This is a genomic window from Micromonospora sp. WMMD1274 (genome assembly GCF_049179035.1).
In the GTDB taxonomy this organism is placed as follows: domain Bacteria; phylum Actinomycetota; class Actinomycetes; order Mycobacteriales; family Micromonosporaceae; genus Micromonospora; species Micromonospora tulbaghiae.
On sequence record NZ_JBMHMG010000001.1, the window covers coordinates 2,722,609 to 2,744,021 of the forward strand.

Here is a 21,413-nt window from a genome sequence, read left to right on the forward strand (position 1 = left end):
GGGTGGCGACCATGGCGGATCGACGCGCGGTACTCGCTCCGGGACGGGGCTACGACACCCGGGGTCCGCTCTTCGTCTACATCGGTGAGGCGTTGCGCCGGCTCGGCTTCGACGTGCACGAGGTGACCTGGCGGTCGATCGGGGATCTGCGCCTCGACAGCGCGCCGGAGTGGGTCGCCGAGCAACTGGATCCGGTCCTCGACGCCGGGGTGGACCTGCTCGTGGGCAAGTCGCTCGGCAGTTTCGCCGCCCCGCTCGCCGCCGATCGGGGCATCCCGGCGGTCTGGCTGACGCCGCTGCTGACCGACCCCGCGGTACGGGAGCCGCTGGGCCGGGCCACCGCGCCGTTCCTGCTGGCCGGCGGCACCGCCGACCGGGTCTGGGACGGTGCGGTGGCGCGCCGGCTCACCCCGTACGTGGTGGAGGTCGCCGACGCCGACCACTCGATGATGGTGCCTGGACCGTTGGCGGCCTCGGCCGAGGCGCTCGGGCGGGTCTGCACCGCCGTGGAGGAGTTCGTCGCCGGCCGCTGACGGTCAGCGGCGACTCCGCCGCGTCCACACCACCGCCACCACTGCCGCGATGAGCGGCAGCAGGCAGCAGAGCATCAGAACGGACAGGTGCCACGGCTTGATCGCTCCCATGGGGCGAACGGTAGGCGTCGCTGTCCACGCCCCGCTACGCGGAGGCTCGGGCGGCCCTGCCGTCCAGCCACAGCGTGTCGCTGTCGTCGCGGTGGGTGCCGGTGGAGCCGACGTGCTTGGCGCTGATCTTCGGCCCGTTCTTGATCACGTGGACCAGGGCCATCGCGTGGCCCCGGCCGAGGCCGTACTCGTCCTTGAGCCAGCCCACGATCACGCCGGCCTTCACGTCGGCGGTGTCGTAGCCGCGCTCCTTGGCCTCGTCGACCAGGACGCGCGGGGTCTTGCCGGTCTTGTCCTCGATCGCGTCGAGGTACGCCTGGAAGGACATCTGCTCAACCCTTCGTCCGGGAGGTGGTGACAACCTCCACCCTCCCGGGCGGCGCGGCTCCGATCAACGACGGACCGGGCCACCGTCGTTGCCTCCAGGTCAACGATCGCCGGGCGAGACGCCGGAGAGCCCGGCCCGCGATCACGCGGGCCGGGCTCTCCAGATCTCGGGGTACGCGCTCAGCGCTGGAGCGTGAGCAGCCCGGGCCGGTAGGGCAGGAGGCCGTAGTCGCCGCCGGAGTTGGGGGAGCGGCCCTGGTAGAGCAGTTGGAGGTTGCAGGGGTCGACGGTGAAGGTCTGGTCCGCGGTGGTGCGGATCAGTTCGCCGTGGCTGATGTCGTTGGTCCAGGTCGCGCCGCTGTTGACCTTGCCCGCGAACGGGTTGGACTCGGTGGCGGCCTGCGGGGTCCACGAGCCGCCCAGGCTGGTGGCGGTGAAGGAGCGGAAGTAGCGGCCCTGGGAGCCGATGGCCTCGACGATCATCAGGTAGCGGGTCTGGCCCTGCAGCTTGTAGACCTGCACGGCTTCGAACAGGTTGTTCGTCGAGTCCGACATGATGGTCGTGTAGTTGGAGCCGAAGCTGCCGGGGAAGTTGCTCAGCGGCATGCTGGAGCGGTAGATCTTGCCGTTGTCACCGGCGAAGAACAGGTACATGTTCTGGTCGTCGGCGATCAGCGTCTGATCGATCGGGCCGGTGCCGGAACCGGAGATGCTGCCGGTGAACAGCGGCTGCGCCGACGACCACCCGTTCGGGTTCGTCGGATTCGTCGAGGTCCGGTACGAGAACGCGGTCGGTCCCCACTGGTAGGCCAGCACCCAGATGTTGCGCGGCGCGAAGTAGAACAACGTCGGCGCCACAGTCCCCGACGACATCGCGTTCTGCGACGCCGAAGCCATCTGCGACCAGTTCGAGAACAACCCGAAGTTCATCGACCCCCACGACGACCCGGTGTCGTGCGTGGTCGCGTACACCAGGTGCTGCCCGTTGTAGGGCACCACTGTGAAGTCCTTCAGCGACACCCAGCCCGAGCGCGGCTGCGCCAACGCGCCAGTCGACGACCACCGGTACGTCGACGGCAGGTTGCACGTGCCACCCGGGGGCGGCGTGGTCGGCGCCGGCGTGGTGGGGTTGCCGCCGCCGTCCACCCGGACGAGCTGCCACTGCTGGTTGGCGCCGTTCCAGTCGTCGTACTGGACGATGTTTCCGCCGTCGGCGGTCGAGGCGCCCTGCACCTCCACCACCTTGTTGCTGTTGCGGTTGATCAGGCGGACGTAGCCGCTGTCGGAGTCGGCCAGCCGGAACTGCTGGTTGGTCCCGTTGGTGTCGGACCACTGCACGATGCTTCCGCCGTTGGCGGTCGACCAGTTGTAGACGTCGAGCACCTTGCCGGACAGCCGTGACTTCAGCCGGTAGTAGCCGCCGCCGGAGTCGACGAACTGCCACTGCTGCTGGTTGCCGTTGTTGCGCGTCCACTGGGTGATCCGCGCGCCGTCGTTGGTGGCCAGGTTGTAGACGTCGAGCGCCTTGCCGCTGTTGCGGTTGACCAGGACGTACCAGGCGCTCGTGTCGACGCTCGCGGCGGCGGCGGGCGCGGACACGACCGCCACGGCGCCGGCGCCGACGAGTAGCGCTGCCGCGCCGGTGGCGACGACGCGCGGCAGCCATCCGCGCCGTCGTGGCGGCGACACAGTCGATGGGGACCTACCGAAAGCAAACATGTTCCTCCCTCAGATCAGACATGTTGTGAGCGCTAACAATCCGTCGAAGCGCACTGATCCCACACCCGGCCTGCCACGCGCCCAGCCGCGCCCGCCCGGCGAGCCGCCCAAGCCGCCGCCCTGTGCCATCGACTGTGAGCGATAACACGTCGTTCGTCAAGTCGTAACAGTCGATGGCTGGCGGGCGCGTGACGTCACCGGGCCATGTCAGCTTCTCGACCCAGCACTACCGCCGCCCGCACCACGGCCCGACAGTGCACACGGCTGGAGGGGTGGTGGGGGAGTTGGGGCAGCCGACGGACGAATCCGTCATGATCCGGGACTGGTTCGGCGTGCCGCGGGTGTCCGCCGAGGACCGGGCCGCGGTCTTCGGCGTACGCACCCAGGACCCGCGCGTGGAGTTCGTCGCGCTGACCGTCAAGTACTGGCTGGACGCCCACGCCACCCGGTCGATGACCCGCGAGCGGGTGCTGGCCGCGATGACCGGCCGCATCACCCCGGACAACGTCTGGGACCTGGTCTCGATGCTCGCGCGACTGCGGCTGGCCGAGGCGTTCTTCGACCTGGCCGCCTCCGACGTCGACACCGACGGCGCGTTCCGCCGCTACCTGCTCGGTCTCGATCCCGCACTGCTCGACGCGATGCGGCACTACGCGGCCTGGAACGGCATCAACCCGAAGCTGTTCCTGGACGGATTCGCCGTCGGCGTCGGGGAGTCAGTCGCGACGGTGGTGGTCGACCTCGGCAAGCTCGTGCAGTTGATCGGCCGTCTCCAGCAGGAGCAGTTCACCACGCTCATCGTGCTCACGGTCGACCCGCGCGCCGGTGTCCAGCGCCTCGCCGACCAGGCCACAGTCGTACGCCAGGCGCTGGCCGGGATCGTGGCCGCGCTGGACCCCACCACAGTGCCGGATCGGTTGCTGGCGCTGTGGCGCGGGTGGGCGGCCGAGTTCGCCCGCCACCTGGACGACCTCGACCCGTTCGCCGCCGGCCGGCTGCTCGGGCGCGTCGCCGGCGACCTCTATCAGGTGCTCACCGGCCTGGTGCAGCTCGCCCGGCTGCTCGGCGGCGTCGCGGTGCGCGCCGCCGTCCGGTACGTGCCGCTGCTGCTCGCCGGTGCCCGGGAAGCGCGCCTGCTGACCGCCCAGACGGCCGCGCTGCTGGTGGCGATCGGCCGGGCGGCGATTGTCGCCACGCCTCAGGTGGGCCTCGCGATGCTGCGGACGCTCTTCCCCCCGAAGGTGCTCGACGCGCTGTTCCGCCAGGGCCGGGCGCTGCTCGTCGACGCCGAACTCACACTGACCGTGTTCAACCAGGCGGCGCACGCCGAGGCGTTCGCAGGCGCCGGTGCGGGCACCCGGCTCGGCGCGCTGGTGAGCCTCGACGGCCGGCCCGTGCTGATGGCGAGCATGTCGGAGACGGTTTCGTCGGCCGGCCGCGCCGCGACCCGCGCCGAGCTGACCGAGGCGCTCGACGAGATCATCAAGCGGGTCGAGGACCTGCGCGAGCTGAAACCGCCGAAGACACCCCGGGACATCCGGGCCGCCGCCGTACGCGCCGCCATCGCCCGGCAACTGGAGCAGCGGCTGACCACCGCGTTCAACAGGGCGCTCCAGACCGCCGCGTACGAGGAGTTCCGCGCGTTGCGCAAGGCCGGGCAGGCGCAACCGTGGCGGCTCGGCCAGCAGGTGCACCGGCGGATGGCGGCCGAGGTCGCGCAGCTCGTCGGCCGGTCGCCGGGCCTGGAGGCGTTCGCGGAGAAGTCGCTGGCGACAGTGGTCGAGGCGGTCCGCGCGGCCCACCCGGAGCTGGCGCCCGCGCTGCGCGGCTCCGAGGCGGTGCTACGGCAGACCGTCGCCCAGATGCTGCTGGGCCACCCGGACCGGGACCTGCTGCTGCGGCTCGTCGGGTTCACCGGCAACCCGGCCGCGACCGGAGCGGAGAAGGCGCTCGCCGGCCACCTCGCCGAACGGTTCCGGTGGAAGGCGTCGACCACTGTCGGGGACCTCCGCTCCGACCTGCTGCTCGTCGACCCCGAGGCGGCCCGCGTCACGAACGTCGACTGGACGTCCTCGACCAAGCTGGAGCGCTTCGAGAAGACTTGGGGAACCGTCGCCGACGACCTCGGGGAGACGTTCGACGGTCGCTGGGAGGCGATCGCGGAGGCGTACCAGCGAGCCGCGAAGGGCGGTGTGCCGGCCGAGGTCGTCGCCGGTCTCGAAGAACTGACCGCGCACGCCGTACGCGAGACGGTCGTCCGCCAGGCCGCCCTCAGCCAGTTGTTCCCCGGGTTCTTCGTCACCTCGCACGAGATGACGTACCGGGGGCTGCACGCCCTGTTCGAACTGCCGCTGTAGAGGAGCACCGATGGGCAGAGTCGTCGTCGCCGACGCCGATCCGGCGACGCTTGGTTTCAGCACCGCGCATTCCGACCGGTACGTCTACTCCAACTACTTCGTACCGGTCCGGCTCACCTTCGGCGGTGGCGAGACGCCCATCCTGCCGTTCTACGTCAAACAGGCGCTGATCGAGGCGATCCGCTACGGCGGGCTCGACGGCGACCGGCTGCCGCACCTGCTCAAGGAACTCGGCCTGGCCGACCTGTGGAAGGCCAACGAGATGGACGCCGCCACCGAGGCGCTGCCCGGCGCCGACTCGGGCATGTCGTATCGGGAGCCGCCGGCGCGACGCCAGACGCTGCTCGGCGACCAGCAGGCGGAGTTCCTCGCCGGGCTGCTCCAGTCCGACGTGGGCATCGCGTTCCTCGACCGCACCCGGATCCGGCCGGTGGGTTTCGCGCTCGGCGAGCACGTCTACGCGCTGGCGCTCGCCCCCGGTGAGGAGGCGGTGCTGGAGCAGCGCACCTACACCAAGCGCGAGCTGACCCTGGAGGAGCAGAACGAGTCGGAACAGCAGACCGACGTCGAGTTGACCAGCGCGCTCACCACCGAACTCCAGGAGGGCTTCGAGCGGCAGAAGTTGCTCACCGACACCTGGGGGCTCAACGCGAGCCACACCGGCCAGTACACCAGCCCGACCGGCATCTGGGGCACCTTCAACGCCAGCCACACCATCGGCTTCGCCACCAGCGTCACCGCGGCGAGCCAGGAGACGAGCCGCCGCGCGGTCAAGGACAGCCGGACCGCCACCTCGAAGGTCGCGGCGCGCTACCGCACCCAGCACAAGACCGACTTCAAGCTGGTCAGCGAGACCGGTACGGAGTCCTCCTCGAAGCGCACCGTCCGCAACCCGAACCGGGCCACGCCGATCACGCTGCACTACTTCAAGGTGCTGCAACGGCTGGAGCTGGCCCACGAGCGGTACGGCGCGCGGGTCTGCTGGGCCCCCACGATCAAGGATCCGGCGTTCGCCTTCGCGCAGAAGATCGTCGACGGGCGGAAGCGGATCCGCGACAACGCGGTCGCCGCGCTGCCCCCGATGCCGGTGAAGCCGGAGCGCCCGCCGCGTGGCGCGCCCGCAGCGGTGGAGACGCGCGTCGTGTACTCCTCCGTGGTCACGCTCGACAAGTGGGGATTCACCGGTGACATGAGCGCCGACTACGACGTCGACGTCGCGTTCGACGCCGGCTGGGAGTGGGACGGCGACATCGACACGATCCGGCAGAACCTCACGCTGATCACCCGCCGCCCGCCCGAGGCGATCGCCGCCCGGGTGGTGGGCGTGCCGGTGGTCACCGAGGCGGACGGCCGGCCGGTGCTGCGCGTACGCGTGCACGTCGGCGCCCGGAGCTGGCTGGCCGGTCCGGGCGCGGACGTGCAGCTCGCCGCCGGGTTCCGGCGTACCCCGACGGTGGTGGACCAGACCGCCGACGACGCGGCGTACAACGCGCTCGTCGCGGGCTACCTGACCGATCTCCAGGAGTGGCAGGACCGGCGCGACGAGGCGCTGGCGGCGGCGGAGACGGCCGGGGACGAGTTCGAGGCGCGGTTGCGGGCCGGCTTCTCCCCGGTGAACGAGATGGTCTCGCAGATCGTGGAGGCGCACTTCCCGGCCAGCGTGCGGGACGAGGCGTGGGAGATCGACTTCTGGCACCGCGTCTTCGACTGGGAGCGCGCGTCGTTCGTGGCGTACCCCGGCTGGTGGTCCGGCGGCGACGCCCGCGCCCCGGAACGCGACCCCGGCGACTTCGTCAACGCGAGCTGGGCGAAGCTCTACCTGCCGGTGCGGGCCGGTATGGAGCTGACCGCGCTGCGGTGGATCTTCGGCAAGGTGGTGGCGACCAGCCTGGCGCCGCAGGTGGAGCACGAGCTGACGGCGTTCGCGGACGAGCTGACGACGTACCGGACCGGCCACCTCGGCAGCGGCGACGAGATGCCCGAGCTGACCACCGAGTGCCAGGACGTGCCGGAGCGGGTGTACTGCCTGGCGAAGTGGACCGAGTTGATGCCCACCGACGGCACCCACCTGGAGGTGGTGCAGGGGGCCACGACAGCGGCCGACGCGGTGACCGCCAAGGAGATCAGCGACGCGGAGGCGTTGCGGGCGGCGCTGCTCGACGGCGAGGTGCAGACCAACCGGCTCCGGACCAGGGCGTACGACCAGATGACCGAGCCGGCCGACGTCGGCATCCACCTCGGCGCACCGTCCGGGAGCGGCCCGGCCGTCTGAGCCCCTCGTCCACCCCGATCCCTCGCCTGACCAGGGGATCGGGGTGGACGATTTCTGGCAAAGTCTGAACTTTCGATTCGTGGTCCAGATGGGCAAAAAGGCGCATAATTGATCCCTTACGGTCGCTCCCCCTGGCGACGACGGCGCCGGCCGGCGAACCGTCCAAAAAGAACCGTCTCCCCACCGGTGGGTCGATGGTGCTGGATCCCCCAGAGGCACTAGGTTGGCCGTCGCCGCTGTGCTCGGCCGGCGTACACGAACCTAAGGAAGACTCATGACAACCGCACCCTTGCGCCAGGATGAGCCCCCGGTCTCGCTGGGCAGGGTCCGCGCGGAGCCGCTCGACCGGCTCTCCGCCGCGGACATCTCCCCCATCGTGCGCCGGGTGATGGCGGCTCACCTCGATCAGACCCGGATCCCGGCGGCGAAGTTCTCGTCGTTCATCTGATCCCCGATGGCCCCGGGGCCCGCCCGCGCGGCGCTCACCGAGTTCGTCCTCAAGGTGCACGCCAGGTGTGACCTGGCGTGCGACCACTGCTACGTCTACGAACACGCCGACCAGAGCTGGCGCCGCCGCCCGGTACGGATGACGCCGGAGGTGCTCCGGGCCGCGGCCGGGCGGATCGCCGAACACGCCGCGGCCCACGCCCTGCCGGACGTCACTGTCATCCTGCACGGCGGGGAACCGCTGCTGCTCGGCGCCGAGCGGCTGGGCGAGGTGCTCGCGGACCTCCGGCGAGTCGTCGGCCCGGTCACCCGGCTCCGGCTCGGCATGCAGACCAACGGCGTCCTGCTCTCCGAGCGGCTCTGCGACGTGCTCGCCGAACACGACGTGGCGGTCGGCGTATCGCTCGACGGCGACCGGGCCGCCAACGACAGGCACCGGCGCTTCCGGTCCGGTGCCGGCAGCTACGACCAGGTGCTCCGCGCGCTCGCCCTGCTGCGCCGCCCGGCGTACCGGCGGATCTACTCCGGCCTGCTGTGCACCGTGGACGTGCGCAACGACCCGATCGCGGTGTACGAGTCACTGCTCGCCCAGGAGCCTCCGCGGATCGACTTCCTGCTCCCGCACGCCACCTGGGACGACCCGCCGTGGCGGCCGGCGGGCGACGGCACCGCGTACGCGGACTGGCTGCGTGCCGTCTACGACCGCTGGCGGGCCGACGGCCGGCCGGTCTCCGTCCGCCTCTTCGACTCGCTGCTGTCCACCGCCGCGGGCGGGCCCAGCGGCACCGAGTGGCTCGGTCTCGACCCGGTCGACCTGGCGGTGATCGAGACGGACGGCGAGTGGGAACAGGCGGACTCGCTCAAGACCGCGTACGACGGCGCGCCGTCCACCGGCATGACCGTCTTCTCGCACGCGGCCGACGACGTGGCGGCCGACCCGCTCCTGGCCCGCCGCCGCTCCGGCCGGGCCGGGCTCAGCGACGAGTGCCGGCGGTGCCCGGTGGTCGACCAGTGCGGCGGCGGACTCTTCGCCCACCGGTACGGCGCCGGGCACTTCGACCATCCGAGTGTCTACTGCGCCGATCTGAAAGAGCTGATCGTGCACGTGAACGAGAACCCACCAGCACCCGTCCGGCTCGACGCCGGCCTGCCCGACGACTTCATCGACCGCCTCGCGGCGCTGACCGGCGACCGGGTCGCCATCGGCCGGCTCGTCGAGGCGCAGATCGCCATCGTCCGCGCGCTGCTCGCCGAGGTGGCCGACCGGCTGCCGGCCGGCGGGGCCGGAGCCGACGGCTGGGAGGCGCTGACCGCCCTCGACCGCGGCGCGCCGGAATCCGTCGCCCGGATCGCGGCCCATCCCTACGTGCGGGCGTGGGCTGTCGACTGCCTCGCCGGCACCGGCACCGGCGCCCGGCAGGGACCGGACTACCTGACCGCGCTCGCCGTCGCCGCCTCGCTCGACGCCGGCACGCCGGTACGCCTCGACGTACCGGTGCGATCCGGCCGTCTGCACCTGCCGACGGTGGGCACGGTCCTGCTGCCCGAGGTGGGCGACGGCGCCGCACGGGTCGAGACCGGCCCGGGTTCGCTGCGGGTGACCGCCGGGGACGTGACGGTCACGGTCCGGCCCGGGACGCCCGGGGACGCGCCGAGGTGGTGGCCGGCCCGCGTGCTCACCGCGCCGGACGTGAGCGTCCTGCTGGAGGACGGCGACCCGCACCGCGACTGCCACCGGCTGCCCGCCGGTGACCGGCTCGACGACGCCGGCGCCGCTCGCTGGGCCGAGATGTTCGCGGCTGCGTGGCGGGTGATCCGGGACGAGGTGCCGGGCCACGCCGAGGAGCTGCGCGCCGGGCTGCGGGCCGTGGTGCCGCTGCGGCGCAGCGGCACCGGTGTCAGCGAGGCGTCGACCGCGCGGCAGGCGTTCGGCGGTGTCGCGGCCACGGAGACCGACGCCGGATCGCTCGCGGTGCTGCTCGTGCACGAGTTCCAGCACAGCAAGATGAACGCTCTGCTGGACATCTGCGACCTGGTCGACGGCACCCGGCCGATCGACATCACAGTGGGTTGGCGGCCCGACCCCCGGCCCGCGGAGGCCGTCCTGCACGGCATCTACGCGCACGCGGCGGTGGCCGACATCTGGCGGATCCGGGCCGGCCGCCAGGTCGACGGCGCGCAGGCGGTCTACCGCCGGTACCGCGACTGGACGGCCGAGGCGATCGGCGCGCTGCAACGGGCGGACGCGCTCACCCCGGCGGGATCGCGGCTGGTCCGGCAGGTCGCCCGCTCGATGTCCGGGTGGCCGTCGTGACCGCCGCCCGGACCACGTACCGGGCCGGCACGCTCGCCGCCGACCTGCGCGCGCTCGGGCTCGGCCCCGGCGACGTGGTGCTGGTGCACTGTTCCCTGCGCGCGCTCGGACCGGTCGACGGTGGCGCGGACGCCCTGGCCGCGGCGCTGCGCACGGCCGTGGGCCCGTCCGGCACCGTCGTGGTCCCGGCGCAGACCCCGGACAACTCGGTGAGCAGCGCCGCGTACCGCGCCGCGACCGCCGGGCTCACCGACGAGGAACGCCTGGCGTACGAGGACCGGATGCCCGGCTTCGACCCGGCCGTCACACCGTCGTTCGGGGTCGGCGCGTTCGCCGAGCACGTACGCCGGCTGCCCGGCGCGGTCCGCAGCCGGCACCCGCAGACGTCGTTCAGCGCGTGGGGGCCCCGGGCGGAGGAGCTGATGCGCGTCCACGACCTGGACTCCCACCTCGGGGAGCGGTCCCCGCTGGCCGCCCTGGAGGCGGCCGGCGCGTGGACGCTGCTGCTCGGTGTCGGTTATGCGACATGCACCGCGCTGCACCTCGCCGAGTACCGGTTGCGCCGCCCGCCGCAGCGGCGTCCGTACCGCTGCTACGTGGTGCGCGACGGCCGCCGGGAACGGCTCGACTTCGAGGCGCCGCACCTCGACGCGGCCCTGTTCAGCGAGATCGGCGCGGAGCTGGACCGGGCGGCGTTCACCCGGCACGGGACGGTCGGCGACGCGCCGGCCCGGCTGCTGCCGATATCCGGCGCGGTGGGCGCCGCCGTGGCGTGGATGGACGCCCACATCGGACGGTGAGGGCCTGGTAACCCGAGCGCAACCTCTCTACCCTGATCGATAGACGCCGTATCGTGTCGACCGGGGAGCAGCGCGTGATCATTGGCGGTTGGGGGTCAGGCGCACTTCCCGTGGAACGGTCGTGTCGCCGTGACCTCTGAGCGGCCCGCGCTGCCGGGCCCGCCCTATTTCTTCCTCAGCTACGTCCCCCCGCCGACGCACAACGACCGCACCCCGGGCGACCACTGGGTCCGCCGCTTCTACCACGATCTCAACCTGGCGATCGACGGCCGGCGCGGCGACCGGTTACGCCGGCAGGGTTTCGCCGACTTCATGGTGCGGCCGCCGGACGACCGGACGGAACGAAAACGCACCGCACTGGCCGAGGCCGAGGTGTTCGTGCCGCTGTACTCACCCGACTACCTCAACCGGGACGACTCACGCCGGGAGCGGGAGTGGTTCCGGCAACGGCTGATCCGGGCCGGCCGCCCGCCCGACGGCGACAACATCCTGCCGGTCCTGTGGATCCCGTCGCCCGCCGCCGTGCACGCGCCGGACCAGGCCCGGGCGGTGGCGATGGCCGCCGACGTGGACGCGTACGCCGCGAACGGGATGAGCGCGCTCTGCCGGCTCCAGAAGTTCCAGCACGCCTACAAGGAGGTGCTGGGCCGGCTCGCCCAGCACATCGTCGACACCGCCGAGCAGACCCCGCTGCAACCGGCCGAGCCGCCGACCGGCCCGACCGACCTCCCGTCGTCGCCGACCAGCGAGGTGCCGTTCCGGGCGGTGGTGATCGCGCCCGAGGAACCGGCGGAGGCGGGCCGGCTCAACGGGCGGTCCGACACGCACGCCGGCCGGTGGCGCCCGTTCCGCGACCGGCCGCCGGTGGTCGACGACGTGACCGACGCGGTGCAGCGGCTGCGGATGCCGATCGACGTCCGGGACTTCGTACCCGATGCCGGGCTGTTCCGGGGCTGCCCGGGCGTACTCATGATCGATCCTCGGGTGGTCGAGACGCCGGACGGTGCGGAGGCCGTCCGCGCGGCCGCGGCCTCGCTGCACCGCTGGGTGGGCGTCGTGGTGATCATCGAGGACTCGGCACCCGGCCGCCGCTCCCACGCGGCGGTGCTGCTCGACCGGGCCATCGCGATCTTCCCGGCCGCGGCACGCCCGCTGGCGATCACCACGTACGACGACTGGCGGGCCGGAATCCACGGCCTGGTCGACCGGATGCGCCGCCGCTACCTGGAGGCGAGACCGGCCTACCCGCCGCCGGGACGGCCGATCAGCAAACCCCGGCTCTGGGAGAACCCGCCGCCCGACGAGGGAGTGGACACATGACCCGACGCGAGGGACAGGTCGTCACCTTCTACTCCTACAAGGGCGGCACCGGCCGGACGATGGCGCTGGCGAACGTCGCCTGGATCCTCGCCGCCAACGGCAAGCGGGTGCTCGCCGTCGACTGGGACCTGGAATCCCCCGGCCTGTCGCGCTTCTTCGCGCCGTTCATCGACCGGGACGCGCTGGAGAGCACCGGCGGGGTGATCGACCTGATCCGGGAGTACGAGTGGGCGACCACCACCAAGCAGGACAAGGGCGACGACCGCTGGCACGAGCAGTACGCCCGCGTGCACAAGTACTCGTTCTCGCTGAACTGGTCCAACTTCCCCGGTGACGGGACGCTCGACTTCCTCGGCGCCGGCCAGCAGAACAACGACTACGCCGGCGCGCTCGCCGGGATGAACTGGGACGAGTTCTACGAGCGGCAGGGCGGCGGCTACTTCTTCGACGCGCTGCGCGCCGACATGAAGCGCAACTACGACTACGTGCTGATCGACAGCCGCACCGGGTTCTCCGACGTCGCCGACATCTGCACCATCCAGCTGCCGGACGTGCTGGTCACCTGCTTCACCCTCAGCGAGCAGGGCATCACCGGCGCGGCCAAGGTGGCTCGGCTGGTCGAGCACCGCTACGGGTCGCGGCGGATCCGGGTGCTGCCCGTGCCGATGCGCATCGACCCGGCGGAGAAGGTCAAGGCGGACACCGGTCGGGCGGTGGCCCGGCAACGCTTCAGCGGGCTGCCGAGCGGGATGAGCGAGGCCGACCGGGACCGGTACTGGGCCCGGATGCAGGTGCCCTACCAGGCGTTCTACGCGTACGAGGAACTGCTCGCCACGTTCGCCGACCAGCCCGGCGTCAACGGGTCGCTGCTGTCCGCGTACGAGGTGCTGGCCCGGGAGATCACCCGGGGCGAGGTGGAGTCGCTGCCGCCGATGAGCAGCGCGGTACGCGAGCGGGTCAACGCCCGGTTCACCCGTACCTCCAACTCGGTGGAGAACGAGATCCTGCTCCGGCACGCCCCGTACGACCGGGTGTGGGCGGAGTGGATCGGTCACCTGCTGGTCTCGGCCGACGTCCGGGTGACCGACCCGTGGTTCACCGACGACGAGGCGCCCCGGACGGCCCGGGAGCTGATCATCGTCTCCGAGTCCAACGCCAACGAGGAGGCGGTGCTCGCGGCGCCGGACCGCTCGCCCGACCAGGTGCCGCTCGTCGTCTACGTCGCGGACGTGCGGCGCCTGGCGAACGTGGCCGCCGCGCACACCGTCTCGGTGGCCGGGCTGGAGGCGCGGACCGCCGCCGCGCGGATCCTGCGCCTGGTCGGCCGCGAGGGCGTGCCCGCCGATCTGGAGCTGCCGACCGGTCCCCGGTTCCCCGGCCGCGACAACACGGTGTTCGAGGTGCCGGGCCGCAACAAGCGCTTCACCGGCCGGGAGGCGGACCTGCGCGAGCTGCGGACGCTGCTGCGCAGCAGCCCGAAGGTGGTGCTCTCCGGCACCGGGCCGGTGGCGTTGCAGGGCATGGGCGGCATCGGCAAGAGCCAGCTCGCGCTGGAGTACGCCCACCGCTACCGCGCCGCGTACGACATGGTGTGGTGGATCGACGCCGACCAGGTGCCGTTCATCGAGTCGGCGATCGGTGACCTCGCGCCCTACCTGGGCGTTCCGTCGTCGGAGTCGAACCGGGAGAACGCCCGGCTGGTGCTCCAGGCGCTACGCCGCACCGACCTCCGCTGGTTGCTGATCATGGACAACGCGGACGAGATCGAGGGTGTGCTGCCGTACGTGCCGGACGGCAAGGGCCACGTCCTGATCACGTCCCGGAACCTCCAGTGGGTCGAGCGGGCCACCACCGTCCAGGTCGACGTGTTCAAGCGCGCGGAGAGCATCCAGCACCTCACCGAGCGGGTGCCGAACATGCGCGTCGACCAGGCCGACCGGATCGCCGCCCTGCTCGGCGACCTGCCGATCGCCGTCACCGCCGCCGCGGCCTGGCTCGCCGACACCGGCCACTCCGTCGACAGCTACCTCACCGAGATCGCCAAGTTCGGTCCGGGTGCGGTGATGGAGCCGAACAGCAACGTCTCGGTGGAGGCGACCTGGGAGTTGTCGCTCAACCACCTGCGGACCCGCAATCCGGCGGCCTACCGGGTGCTGCAACTCTGCTCGGTGTTCGCGCCGGAGATCTCCGCCGACCTGGTCTACAGCGACGAGTTCGCCGAGGCGCTGGTGCCGTTCCACCCGCAGGCCAAGGAGCGGCTGGTCCGCCAGCAACTGGTGCAGCAGGCCAACCGGCTCGCCCTGGTGCGGGTCGACCTGCGGGCCGAGAACCCGGCCGGCGGCGAGCGGGGCCGGGGCGGCCTGGTGCTCATGCACCGCCTGCTCCAGCACGCCGTCCGGTCCCGGATGACGGAGGCGGAACTCGACGAGGCACGCCAGCAGGTCCACCTGGTGCTCGCCGCCGCCCGGCCCGAGGGCGAGGTCGACGACCCCGACGGCTGGCCGCGGTTCCGCGTCATCTGGCCGCACCTGGAGGCGTCCAAGGCGCCGCTGAGCCGCAAGGTGGAGGTGCGGGCGCTGATGATCGACCGGGTCCGCTACCTCCAGTTGCGCGGCGACCTGGAGACCGGCCGGCGGCTCGGGCAGGAGGTCGCGCAGACCTGGGAGCAGATGCTGGCGGAGGAGACCGACCCGCGGGCGCGCGACGACCTGCGCCGGCAGTTGCTGCACCTCCAGTTCAACCTCGCCAACATCCTCGCCTTCCTCGGGCAGTTCACCGAGTCCCGGGCGCTGGACGAGGAGGTGCTGGCGGCCCAGCGGGACCTGCTCGGCGAGGACCACCCGCACACGCTGATGACCGCCGGCGGGCTCGCCCGCGACCTGCGCGGCATGGGCATGTACAGCGAGGCGCTGCGCCTGGACGAGATCACGTTCAACGCGTGGAAGCGGAACTTCACCGAGGAGCACCCGCGTACCCTCGCCGCGCTCAACAACCTCGCCAGCACGCAGCGCCTGATGGGCGACTTCCGGGAGGCCCGCAAGAACGACGAGATGGTGCTGGCCGGACGCCGCGCGATCCTCGGGGAGAACCACCCGGACACGCTGGCCTCCTCCGCGTACGTCGGCATCGACATGCGCGACGCGGGCGACTTCGAGCAGTCGGTCACCCGGCTGCGCAGCGTCCACCGGGACCTGCTGCACACGGCCGGGGCCGAACACCTGATCACCCTGCGGACGCAGACGAACCTGGCGGTGTCCTTGCGCGCGGCCGGGCACGCGGTCGAGGCGGGCAAGCTCCTCGAAGCCGCCTACGAGCTGCTGAACGAGCGGTTCGGTCCGGACAACCCGGAGACGCTCACCTGCCGGCTGAGCCTGTCGATCAACCTGCTCACCGTCGACCTGTTCCAGCGCGCCAGCCGGGAACTCACCGAGGTGCACCGCATCTACCAGCGCAACCTCGGTCCGGCGCACCCACTGACGCTGGTCTGCATGGTCAACCTCGCCATGGTGGCCCGCCGCGCCGGGGACTTCGCCGAGGCCCGGCAGCTCGCCGGCCGGTCCGCCGACTCGCTCGCTGGCGTGCTGGGCAGCGGGCACCCGTACCCGCTCTCCGGCTGGATGAACCAGGGCATCTGCATCGCCGAACAGCCCGACCCGCCGGAGGGCCGCGAGGCCGCGGACGTGGAGGCGCTGAGCCTGCTGCGGCGCGCGCACGACGGGCTGGTCCGGATCCTCGGCCGCGACCACACGAACACGCTGCGCTGCCGGGCGAACCTGGTGGTGATGCAGGAGCGGGTGGAGAGCGGCCGGCGCGCGGAGCTGGAGGCGGTCACCCGTGAGCTGACCTACCGGCTGGGCGAGAACCACCCGGCCGTGGAGGCCGCCCGGGAGAGCCGGTTGCAGCGGCGCATCATCGACCCGCATCCGATCTGACAGCGGTCCGTTCCAGCGGGTCGGCCAGCCAGGCGAGGATCTCCGGCAGCACCTCCACCGCGCCGAAGTGCGCGCTGCGCGGCTGGACGTGCAGTTGCGCGCCGGGGATCTGCTCGGCCAGCCAGCGGGTGTGGCTGGCCGGGGCGAAGTTGTCGTCGGCGCCGTGCCACAGCCGGACCGGCATCCGGATGTCCGTGAGCGTGATGCCCCAGTCGGCGCGCAGCGCGAGAACGTCGTCGATCCAGCCGTGCGGCCCCTGGCGCAGCGCCTCGGCGTAGGCGTCGGTGAGCTGCCGGCGGATCGGCACGCCGGCCACCACCCGGCGGTCGGCCTCGGTCATCTGGTCGACCAGCAGCGCGAGCAGCGAGCCCGGGTCGTCCATGGTCCGCTCGGCCCGCAGCCGCAACTGCTCGGCGAGCGCCGGCACGTCGCGCTCGGCGGCGCCGTAGTCCCGCACGTTGGCGTCGGTCATGCCGCCGAACCAGTCCAGCCCGGCCGCACCGGCTGGGGCGAGACCGACCAGGACGGCGGTCCGCCGGACCCGATCCGGCAGCAGCGCGGCGCAGGCCAGGGCGTGCGGGCCACCGCCGGAGCGCCCCACCACGGAGAACCCGTCCAGGCCCAGGTCGTCAGCGATGGCCGCGACGTCCGCGGCGGCGTCCGCGACCCGGCGGCCGGGCAGCCGGCTGGAACCGCCGTAACCCGGCCGGTCGTACGAGATCAGCCGTACGCCCAGCCGGTGCAGCACGATGGACCGTGGCCGTGGACCGTTGCGGCTGCCGGGTGTGCCGTGCATCAGGAAGACCGGCCAGCCGCGTTCCGCCCCGGCGATGTCGACCGCCAGGTTCCTCCTTCCCGTTCGGACGATGTGCTCTCGGTGCCGGGGCGAGTGTGCCAATCGGGGCCTCCGAACGGGTGGTGGCGGTACGGGTGGCGTGGTCAGACCGCCTCGGCGGCCGGGATCTGGCCGGTGTGATCGGACGGGCCGGCCTGACCGGTTCGGTTGGACCGGCCGGCGGACGGGTCGGACGCGGCGAGGACGCGCAGCGTGTCGAGGGCGGACGCCAGCGAGACCTCGGCCGGCACCCGGTCGTAGGCCCGCAGGTAGTCCAGGAGCAGCCGGCACAGGCTCGCCTCGTCGAGGAACTCGTCCGGCAGCCGGTGCGCGAGCAGGGCGTGCATCGTCCTCGGCGGGATCTTCGGCCAGGCCAGTTCGGCGTACTCGCTCAACGCCATCAGCAGCCACAGCGCGGTGCGGTTGTCGACCCGGGCGGCGGCGAACTGCTCGGCCATCTCGGCCGACACCACGCCGTCCTCCAGCGGCAGCTCCGCGAGCCGGTCCTCGATGTCGGCGAGCACCCGGCGGACCCGGGGCACGTACCGCTGCGGCAGCCGGTGGAGCCCGTGCCGCAGGATCAGCGCGTGCAGCACCGCGTGGTCGTCGGTCGTACCGAGCGAGTCGACCAGTTCCGGGAACTCGTCGATCAGGTACGGGCACGAGATGATCAGCTCGGGCGGCGCGGTCGGCGAGTCGGGCAGGCGGCTCAGCGCCACCCGGGTCAGCCCGCACACCACCTCGCGGGGCAACTGCGCGCCGTCCTCGGCGAGGCACTCCAGCAGGACCGTGGCGCTCGTGCTGGACACCGCCTCCGGTGACTCGACGGCACGCGCCCACAGTCGCCGGTAGCTGCGCTCGTCGTACAGGATGAGCTGGTGCAGGGACGGCACCGGCCAGCGGCGGGTGGCGAGCGACACGAGGTCGGCGTGGAACCGGCCGGCCTCGAAGCTGTCCGGCTGCTGGCCGCGCCACGTCCGCGCGCCCGCCTGCAACTGGCCGTAGGTGGTGATGTCGCCGAGCAGCCGCGCCTCCTCGGCGGCCACGTTCACCGTCTCGCCCCGGCCTTCGCGCCGCCGCTCGGCGATGATCCGGCCGTCGGCGTCCCGGCCGAGCCAGCTGATCATCGCGAGCTGGCCCTTCTCGTCCAGTCCCGCCCGCCACAGACGGACCGTCGACACCCAGGTCGCCTCGTCCATCAGGTCGGTGTGGCGTACGCCGTCCGGCGACACCAGCGCGGCGAGCGCGACCAGGTTCGCGGTGTACGCGGCGAGCAGCCGCACCGGGTCGTACGGCGCGGGCCGGTAGCCGTCCACGCCGGCCAGGTTGGTCCGCTGCCGGGCCTCGGCCAGCAGGCCGGCGATGGTCTCCACGATCCCGTCCCGCTCCTCCGGGTGGCGGGAACTGAGCTCGCGCGCGAAGCCGACCACCGCCTCCCGCTTCACCAGCGGCTGGTGGGAGAGCAGCGCGCGGAACTGGCCGGTGTCCAGCTGGTAGCCGAAGCCGGCCGGGCTGCGGGTGTGCCGCCGCAGCTCGGCCAGGCTCCGCAGCGCCCCGATGACGTACTCGGCGATCAGGAAGTCGCCGATCGTGGTGTGCAGGAACTCGTACGTGCGCCGGGCGTCCTCGCCCTGCACGTCGTCCGGGCCGTACACCACGAAGAACGCGGCGGTGACCAGTTGTTCCGGGCCGAGCACGTCGCCGAGTTCGAACCGTGAGCCGTCTCCGGGCCCGGAGCCGAAGCAGTCCAGGTCGAGGCGGAGCGCGGCCCGGTTCACCAGTTCCCGGTTGCGGTTGAACATGGCGAACGCGGTGATCGCCAGGTCGCGCCGGAGCTGGTGCTCGCGGGCCTCCCGCTCGTGGGGCGGAAGGGCGGTCGGCGCCTTCTCGCTCACCTGCCGCCTGATGAACGCGGTGAGCAGGCCGGTGAACAGGTCGGACCGGGAGATGGTGACGCCGGGACGGCGGTCGGCCCAGTGCTCGTTGTAGTAGATCGCCAGCAGCGTGAGCAGCAGCGGCTGGCGGGCCAGCTCGCCGTGCGACAGCAGTTCCCGGGCGGACAGCCGGCGGTAGCCGGGGCGGTCCTCGTTCGCCGCGTTGACGGCGGCCAGCCAGGCCGTCACCTGGGCGTCGGTCAGGTCCTCCAGCCGGACCAGCACGGTGCCCTGCGGCACGCTGGCGCGGTCCATCACCAGGATCCGGGACGTGATGATCGGGATGACCGAGTAGCCCAGATCCCACTGGGCCTCCTGGAACTCGGCCACCCGGTCGATGTACTGCGAATGGGCCGTGCCGGTGACCTGCACGAGTTCGTCGAACCCGTCGAAGATCACCACGACCGTGGTGTGCTGGGTGGCCCGGCGCAGGTCCGCCCAGCGGATGCGCTCGTCCATCACCTGCTCGATCGCCGCCTCGATCTGCTCGGTCGGCGACGAGTCCCCGGACATCCGCCGTAGCGGCACCACTATCGCGGTGAACCGGCTCGCCGGCAGCCGGGCCGCGATCACCCGGGTCAGCAACGTCTTGCCGGCGCCCGGCTGGCCGAGCAGCAGCAGCGGACGGTGCAGGCTCGCCGGATCGGTCAGGTACTCGGAGAGGAACCCGACGAGGTCACCCCGGCGCGGCTGGTCATCCCACCAGCGCTCCCGCTCCGGTGACGTGTGCTTGCCGTACTCGGCGGCCCGGAAGTCGGGGCTGATGAAGCCGCTGTCCACATTCGGCAGCCGCAGGTGGAAGTCGACGTCCTTGATCCGCAGCAGCGGCTGCCGGAACACCGCCGCGAGCGAGCCGGTGAGCCGGTCCAGTGATTCGCGGAGCAGGTCGGGCCGGTCGGCGGCCACCGGGCCGGACAGCTCGGCGAGGTTGCGGTAGAGCTGCGCCAGCGCGTCCAGCCGGGCCGAGACCTCGGTGGTCAGCGTCCGGTTGTCGATCAGGTTGTGCTCGATCGCCTGCCGGATCATCCGGAACCCGAACTCGGGGAGGTCAGCGGCGAGCCGGTCGAAGCGGTCCTCGTAGTGCCACATGGCCCGGCCCACCACGCGGGAGCGCATCGACGTGAGGTCGAGCCCGCGTCGCACCGACGGCCAGGCGGCCAGGCCCTCGCAGAACGCGATCGTCGCGTCGTACAGCTTGACGTAGGCGGCCTCGACGTCCCGGCGGGTGTCGTCCATGCCGTGCACGGACGAGGGCAGCGGGAAGTAGCCGCCGTCGATCTCCTGCGGAAGCGTGTGGTGGCGCCGCTCGGCCGGCACCATGCCGACCTTCTCCTCGTCGGTCAGTTCCAGCCGGTCGAAACCCGGCCCGACCTCGTCGCGGAAACCGTCGAAGAACGCGGACAGCGCCAGCACGGTGTGGCTGGCCTCCAGCAGTTCGTAATACGACTTCCCGCCGGTTGTCCGGATGCGGCCGGCCTGGTTTCCGGTGGCGTCCCGGACGAGCTGCATGAGCGCGTTCTTCGGGCCGAGCAGAGCGAGCGCCGCGCCTTGGGTGAGCGCCCCGGCGCCCAGGATTCCCGCGCTGACCACCTTGTCGGTCTGGGTGATGCGCGTGCTGCCCGGGGCCAGCAGTCGTAACGCATCTCGATAGCTGAGGCTCGAACGGCGCGGCATGCCGCCCCTTTCGCCGCTGACGGCCGGATCTCCGTCAAGGATAGAAACTCCAGTGACGGAAAGCTATCTATCCCTCACTTTTCGATGTCGATCCCGTCGAAGCCTCCGGAGCGGTCCACCGCTCGCCGCCCCCGCTTGACGGGGACATTTACACCCCTTAGCTTTGCATGACGTCAGACGTAAGACGTCTTTGCGCGCAGCATCACTCCTGGGCACGCCTCACACGCCCCCGTCCGACGTCTCCCCTCGAAGGACAAACCACATGAAGCTGTCGGCCCTCGGCCGCATCGCCCTGGCCACGAGTGTCACAGTGCTGACCGTCGGCGTCCCGCCCGACTCGGCGCAGGCCGCCGCCCCTTCGGTGAAGCGGAAGATCCTTCCCGTCCTGGTGGAGTTCAGCGACGCCTCGTTCCAGTTCCCGGACAAGGTGAAGGCGTCCACACCGGACACCTATTTCGGGTCGAAGAAGGACTCCGCCGCCTCGTTCCTCTCGGAGGTGTCCCGCGGCAGGTACACCGTGGTGCCCGCCGTCACCGAACAGTTCCTCGGTCCGATCAAACTCGACCTGAGCGCCGCAGGTTGCCCACACGGCCAGATCAACACCATGACGCGGGCGGAACTCGCCAAGCGCGGCCTGGTCGCCGGCGAGGACTACGACAGCCTCTCCATGGTCTTCCCGGCCCAGAAGACGAACTGCCCCTGGGCCGGGCTCCCGGCCCCACCACCTGGATCAACCTGTACGGCACGGCCAGCGGGATCGACGTCGTCGGACACGAACTGGGACACAACCTGGGCTTCCGGCACCAGGGCCGTTTCCTGTGCACCAGCGGCGACCTGA

The 21,413-nt window shown here is 71.9% G+C and carries 13 protein-coding genes; 9 read left to right on the forward strand and 4 right to left on the reverse strand.

From position 1 onward, the window contains the following. Positions 1 to 11 precede the first annotated feature (11 nt). Positions 12 to 533, forward strand: a complete 522-nt coding sequence (locus tag ACN27D_RS12515; protein ID WP_120574091.1) for an alpha/beta hydrolase — start codon at positions 12 to 14, stop codon at positions 531 to 533. Positions 534 to 678: 145 nt separating this feature from the next. Here ACN27D_RS12515 and ACN27D_RS12520 read toward each other — a convergent pair whose 3' ends face one another. Both ACN27D_RS12520 and ACN27D_RS12525 read right to left on the reverse strand, forming a co-directional pair. Further along, positions 679 to 972 (reverse strand): DUF4287 domain-containing protein, encoded by a 294-nt coding sequence (locus ACN27D_RS12520; protein WP_421499145.1) that lies wholly within the window; start codon positions 970 to 972, stop codon positions 679 to 681. 179 nt (positions 973 to 1,151) lie between these two features. Next, complete coding sequence (locus ACN27D_RS12525) at positions 1,152 to 2,690, reverse strand: non-reducing end alpha-L-arabinofuranosidase family hydrolase (protein WP_421499146.1); 1,539 nt, start codon at positions 2,688 to 2,690, stop codon at positions 1,152 to 1,154. A gap of 311 nt (positions 2,691 to 3,001) precedes the next feature. Here ACN27D_RS12525 and ACN27D_RS12530 point away from each other — a divergent pair, with 311 nt between their 5' ends. The 7 genes from ACN27D_RS12530 to fxsT all read left to right on the forward strand — a co-directional run bounded on the left by ACN27D_RS12530 (position 3,002) and on the right by fxsT (position 16,132). Next, entirely contained in the window at positions 3,002 to 5,047 is a 2,046-nt protein-coding gene (locus ACN27D_RS12530) for a hypothetical protein (RefSeq protein WP_421499147.1), read from the forward strand. 10 nt (positions 5,048 to 5,057) lie between these two features. Next, positions 5,058 to 7,319, forward strand: coding sequence for a hypothetical protein (locus ACN27D_RS12535; RefSeq protein WP_421499148.1), 2,262 nt, complete (start codon positions 5,058 to 5,060; stop codon positions 7,317 to 7,319). A gap of 274 nt (positions 7,320 to 7,593) precedes the next feature. Further along, on the forward strand, positions 7,594 to 7,767 hold the full coding sequence (locus tag ACN27D_RS12540; protein WP_013289092.1) for a hypothetical protein: 174 nt from the start codon (positions 7,594 to 7,596) through the stop codon (positions 7,765 to 7,767). 6 nt (positions 7,768 to 7,773) lie between these two features. Then, a complete protein-coding gene (locus ACN27D_RS12545; protein WP_421499149.1) occupies positions 7,774 to 10,080 on the forward strand; it encodes an FxsB family cyclophane-forming radical SAM/SPASM peptide maturase in 2,307 nt (768 codons plus the stop codon). Beyond that, positions 10,077 to 10,880: an aminoglycoside N(3)-acetyltransferase gene (locus ACN27D_RS12550; RefSeq protein ID WP_421499150.1), complete on the forward strand. Its 804-nt coding sequence runs from the start codon at positions 10,077 to 10,079 to the stop codon at positions 10,878 to 10,880. The genes ACN27D_RS12545 and ACN27D_RS12550 overlap by 4 nt, the downstream gene beginning before the upstream one ends. Before the next feature lie 129 nt (positions 10,881 to 11,009). Next, a complete protein-coding gene (locus ACN27D_RS12555) occupies positions 11,010 to 12,200 on the forward strand; it encodes a TIR-like protein FxsC (protein ID WP_421499151.1) in 1,191 nt (396 codons plus the stop codon). Beyond that, the gene (gene fxsT / locus ACN27D_RS12560) at positions 12,197 to 16,132 is read left to right on the forward strand and encodes an FxSxx-COOH system tetratricopeptide repeat protein (protein ID WP_421499152.1); all 3,936 of its coding nucleotides are present in this window, start codon (positions 12,197 to 12,199) and stop codon (positions 16,130 to 16,132) included. Before ACN27D_RS12555 ends, fxsT begins: the two co-directional genes overlap by 4 nt. Here the strand turns inward: fxsT and ACN27D_RS12565 are convergent. Both ACN27D_RS12565 and ACN27D_RS12570 read right to left on the reverse strand, forming a co-directional pair. Further along, on the reverse strand, positions 16,110 to 17,030 hold the full coding sequence (locus ACN27D_RS12565; RefSeq protein ID WP_421499153.1) for an alpha/beta fold hydrolase: 921 nt from the start codon (positions 17,028 to 17,030) through the stop codon (positions 16,110 to 16,112). The two genes, fxsT and ACN27D_RS12565, sit on opposite strands and share 23 nt — an antisense overlap. 41 nt (positions 17,031 to 17,071) lie before the next feature. Beyond that, the gene (locus ACN27D_RS12570; RefSeq protein WP_121684371.1) at positions 17,072 to 20,575 is read right to left on the reverse strand and encodes an NACHT domain-containing protein; all 3,504 of its coding nucleotides are present in this window, start codon (positions 20,573 to 20,575) and stop codon (positions 17,072 to 17,074) included. A gap of 262 nt (positions 20,576 to 20,837) precedes the next feature. Here ACN27D_RS12570 and ACN27D_RS12575 point away from each other — a divergent pair, with 262 nt between their 5' ends. After that, positions 20,838 to 21,413 (forward strand): hypothetical protein, encoded by a 576-nt coding sequence (locus ACN27D_RS12575; RefSeq protein ID WP_421499154.1) that lies wholly within the window; start codon positions 20,838 to 20,840, stop codon positions 21,411 to 21,413.

Excerpts from the sequence above, each read along its gene's own strand:
- ACN27D_RS12535 (WP_421499148.1), top strand. The coding sequence starts at position 5,058 with ATGGGCAGAGTCGTCGTCGCCGACGCCGATCCGGCGACGCTTGGTTTC.
- fxsT (WP_421499152.1), top strand. The coding sequence starts at position 12,197 with ATGACCCGACGCGAGGGACAGGTCGTCACCTTCTACTCCTACAAGGGC.
- ACN27D_RS12570 (WP_121684371.1), bottom strand. The coding sequence starts at position 20,575 with ATGCCGCGCCGTTCGAGCCTCAGCTATCGAGATGCGTTACGACTGCTG.
- ACN27D_RS12515 (WP_120574091.1), top strand. The coding sequence starts at position 12 with ATGGCGGATCGACGCGCGGTACTCGCTCCGGGACGGGGCTACGACACC.
- ACN27D_RS12540 (WP_013289092.1), top strand. The coding sequence starts at position 7,594 with ATGACAACCGCACCCTTGCGCCAGGATGAGCCCCCGGTCTCGCTGGGC.
- ACN27D_RS12545 (WP_421499149.1), top strand. The coding sequence starts at position 7,774 with ATGGCCCCGGGGCCCGCCCGCGCGGCGCTCACCGAGTTCGTCCTCAAG.
- ACN27D_RS12525 (WP_421499146.1), bottom strand. The coding sequence starts at position 2,690 with ATGTTTGCTTTCGGTAGGTCCCCATCGACTGTGTCGCCGCCACGACGG.
- ACN27D_RS12575 (WP_421499154.1), top strand. The coding sequence starts at position 20,838 with ATGAAGCTGTCGGCCCTCGGCCGCATCGCCCTGGCCACGAGTGTCACA.
- ACN27D_RS12520 (WP_421499145.1), bottom strand. The coding sequence starts at position 972 with ATGTCCTTCCAGGCGTACCTCGACGCGATCGAGGACAAGACCGGCAAG.
- ACN27D_RS12530 (WP_421499147.1), top strand. The coding sequence starts at position 3,002 with ATGATCCGGGACTGGTTCGGCGTGCCGCGGGTGTCCGCCGAGGACCGG.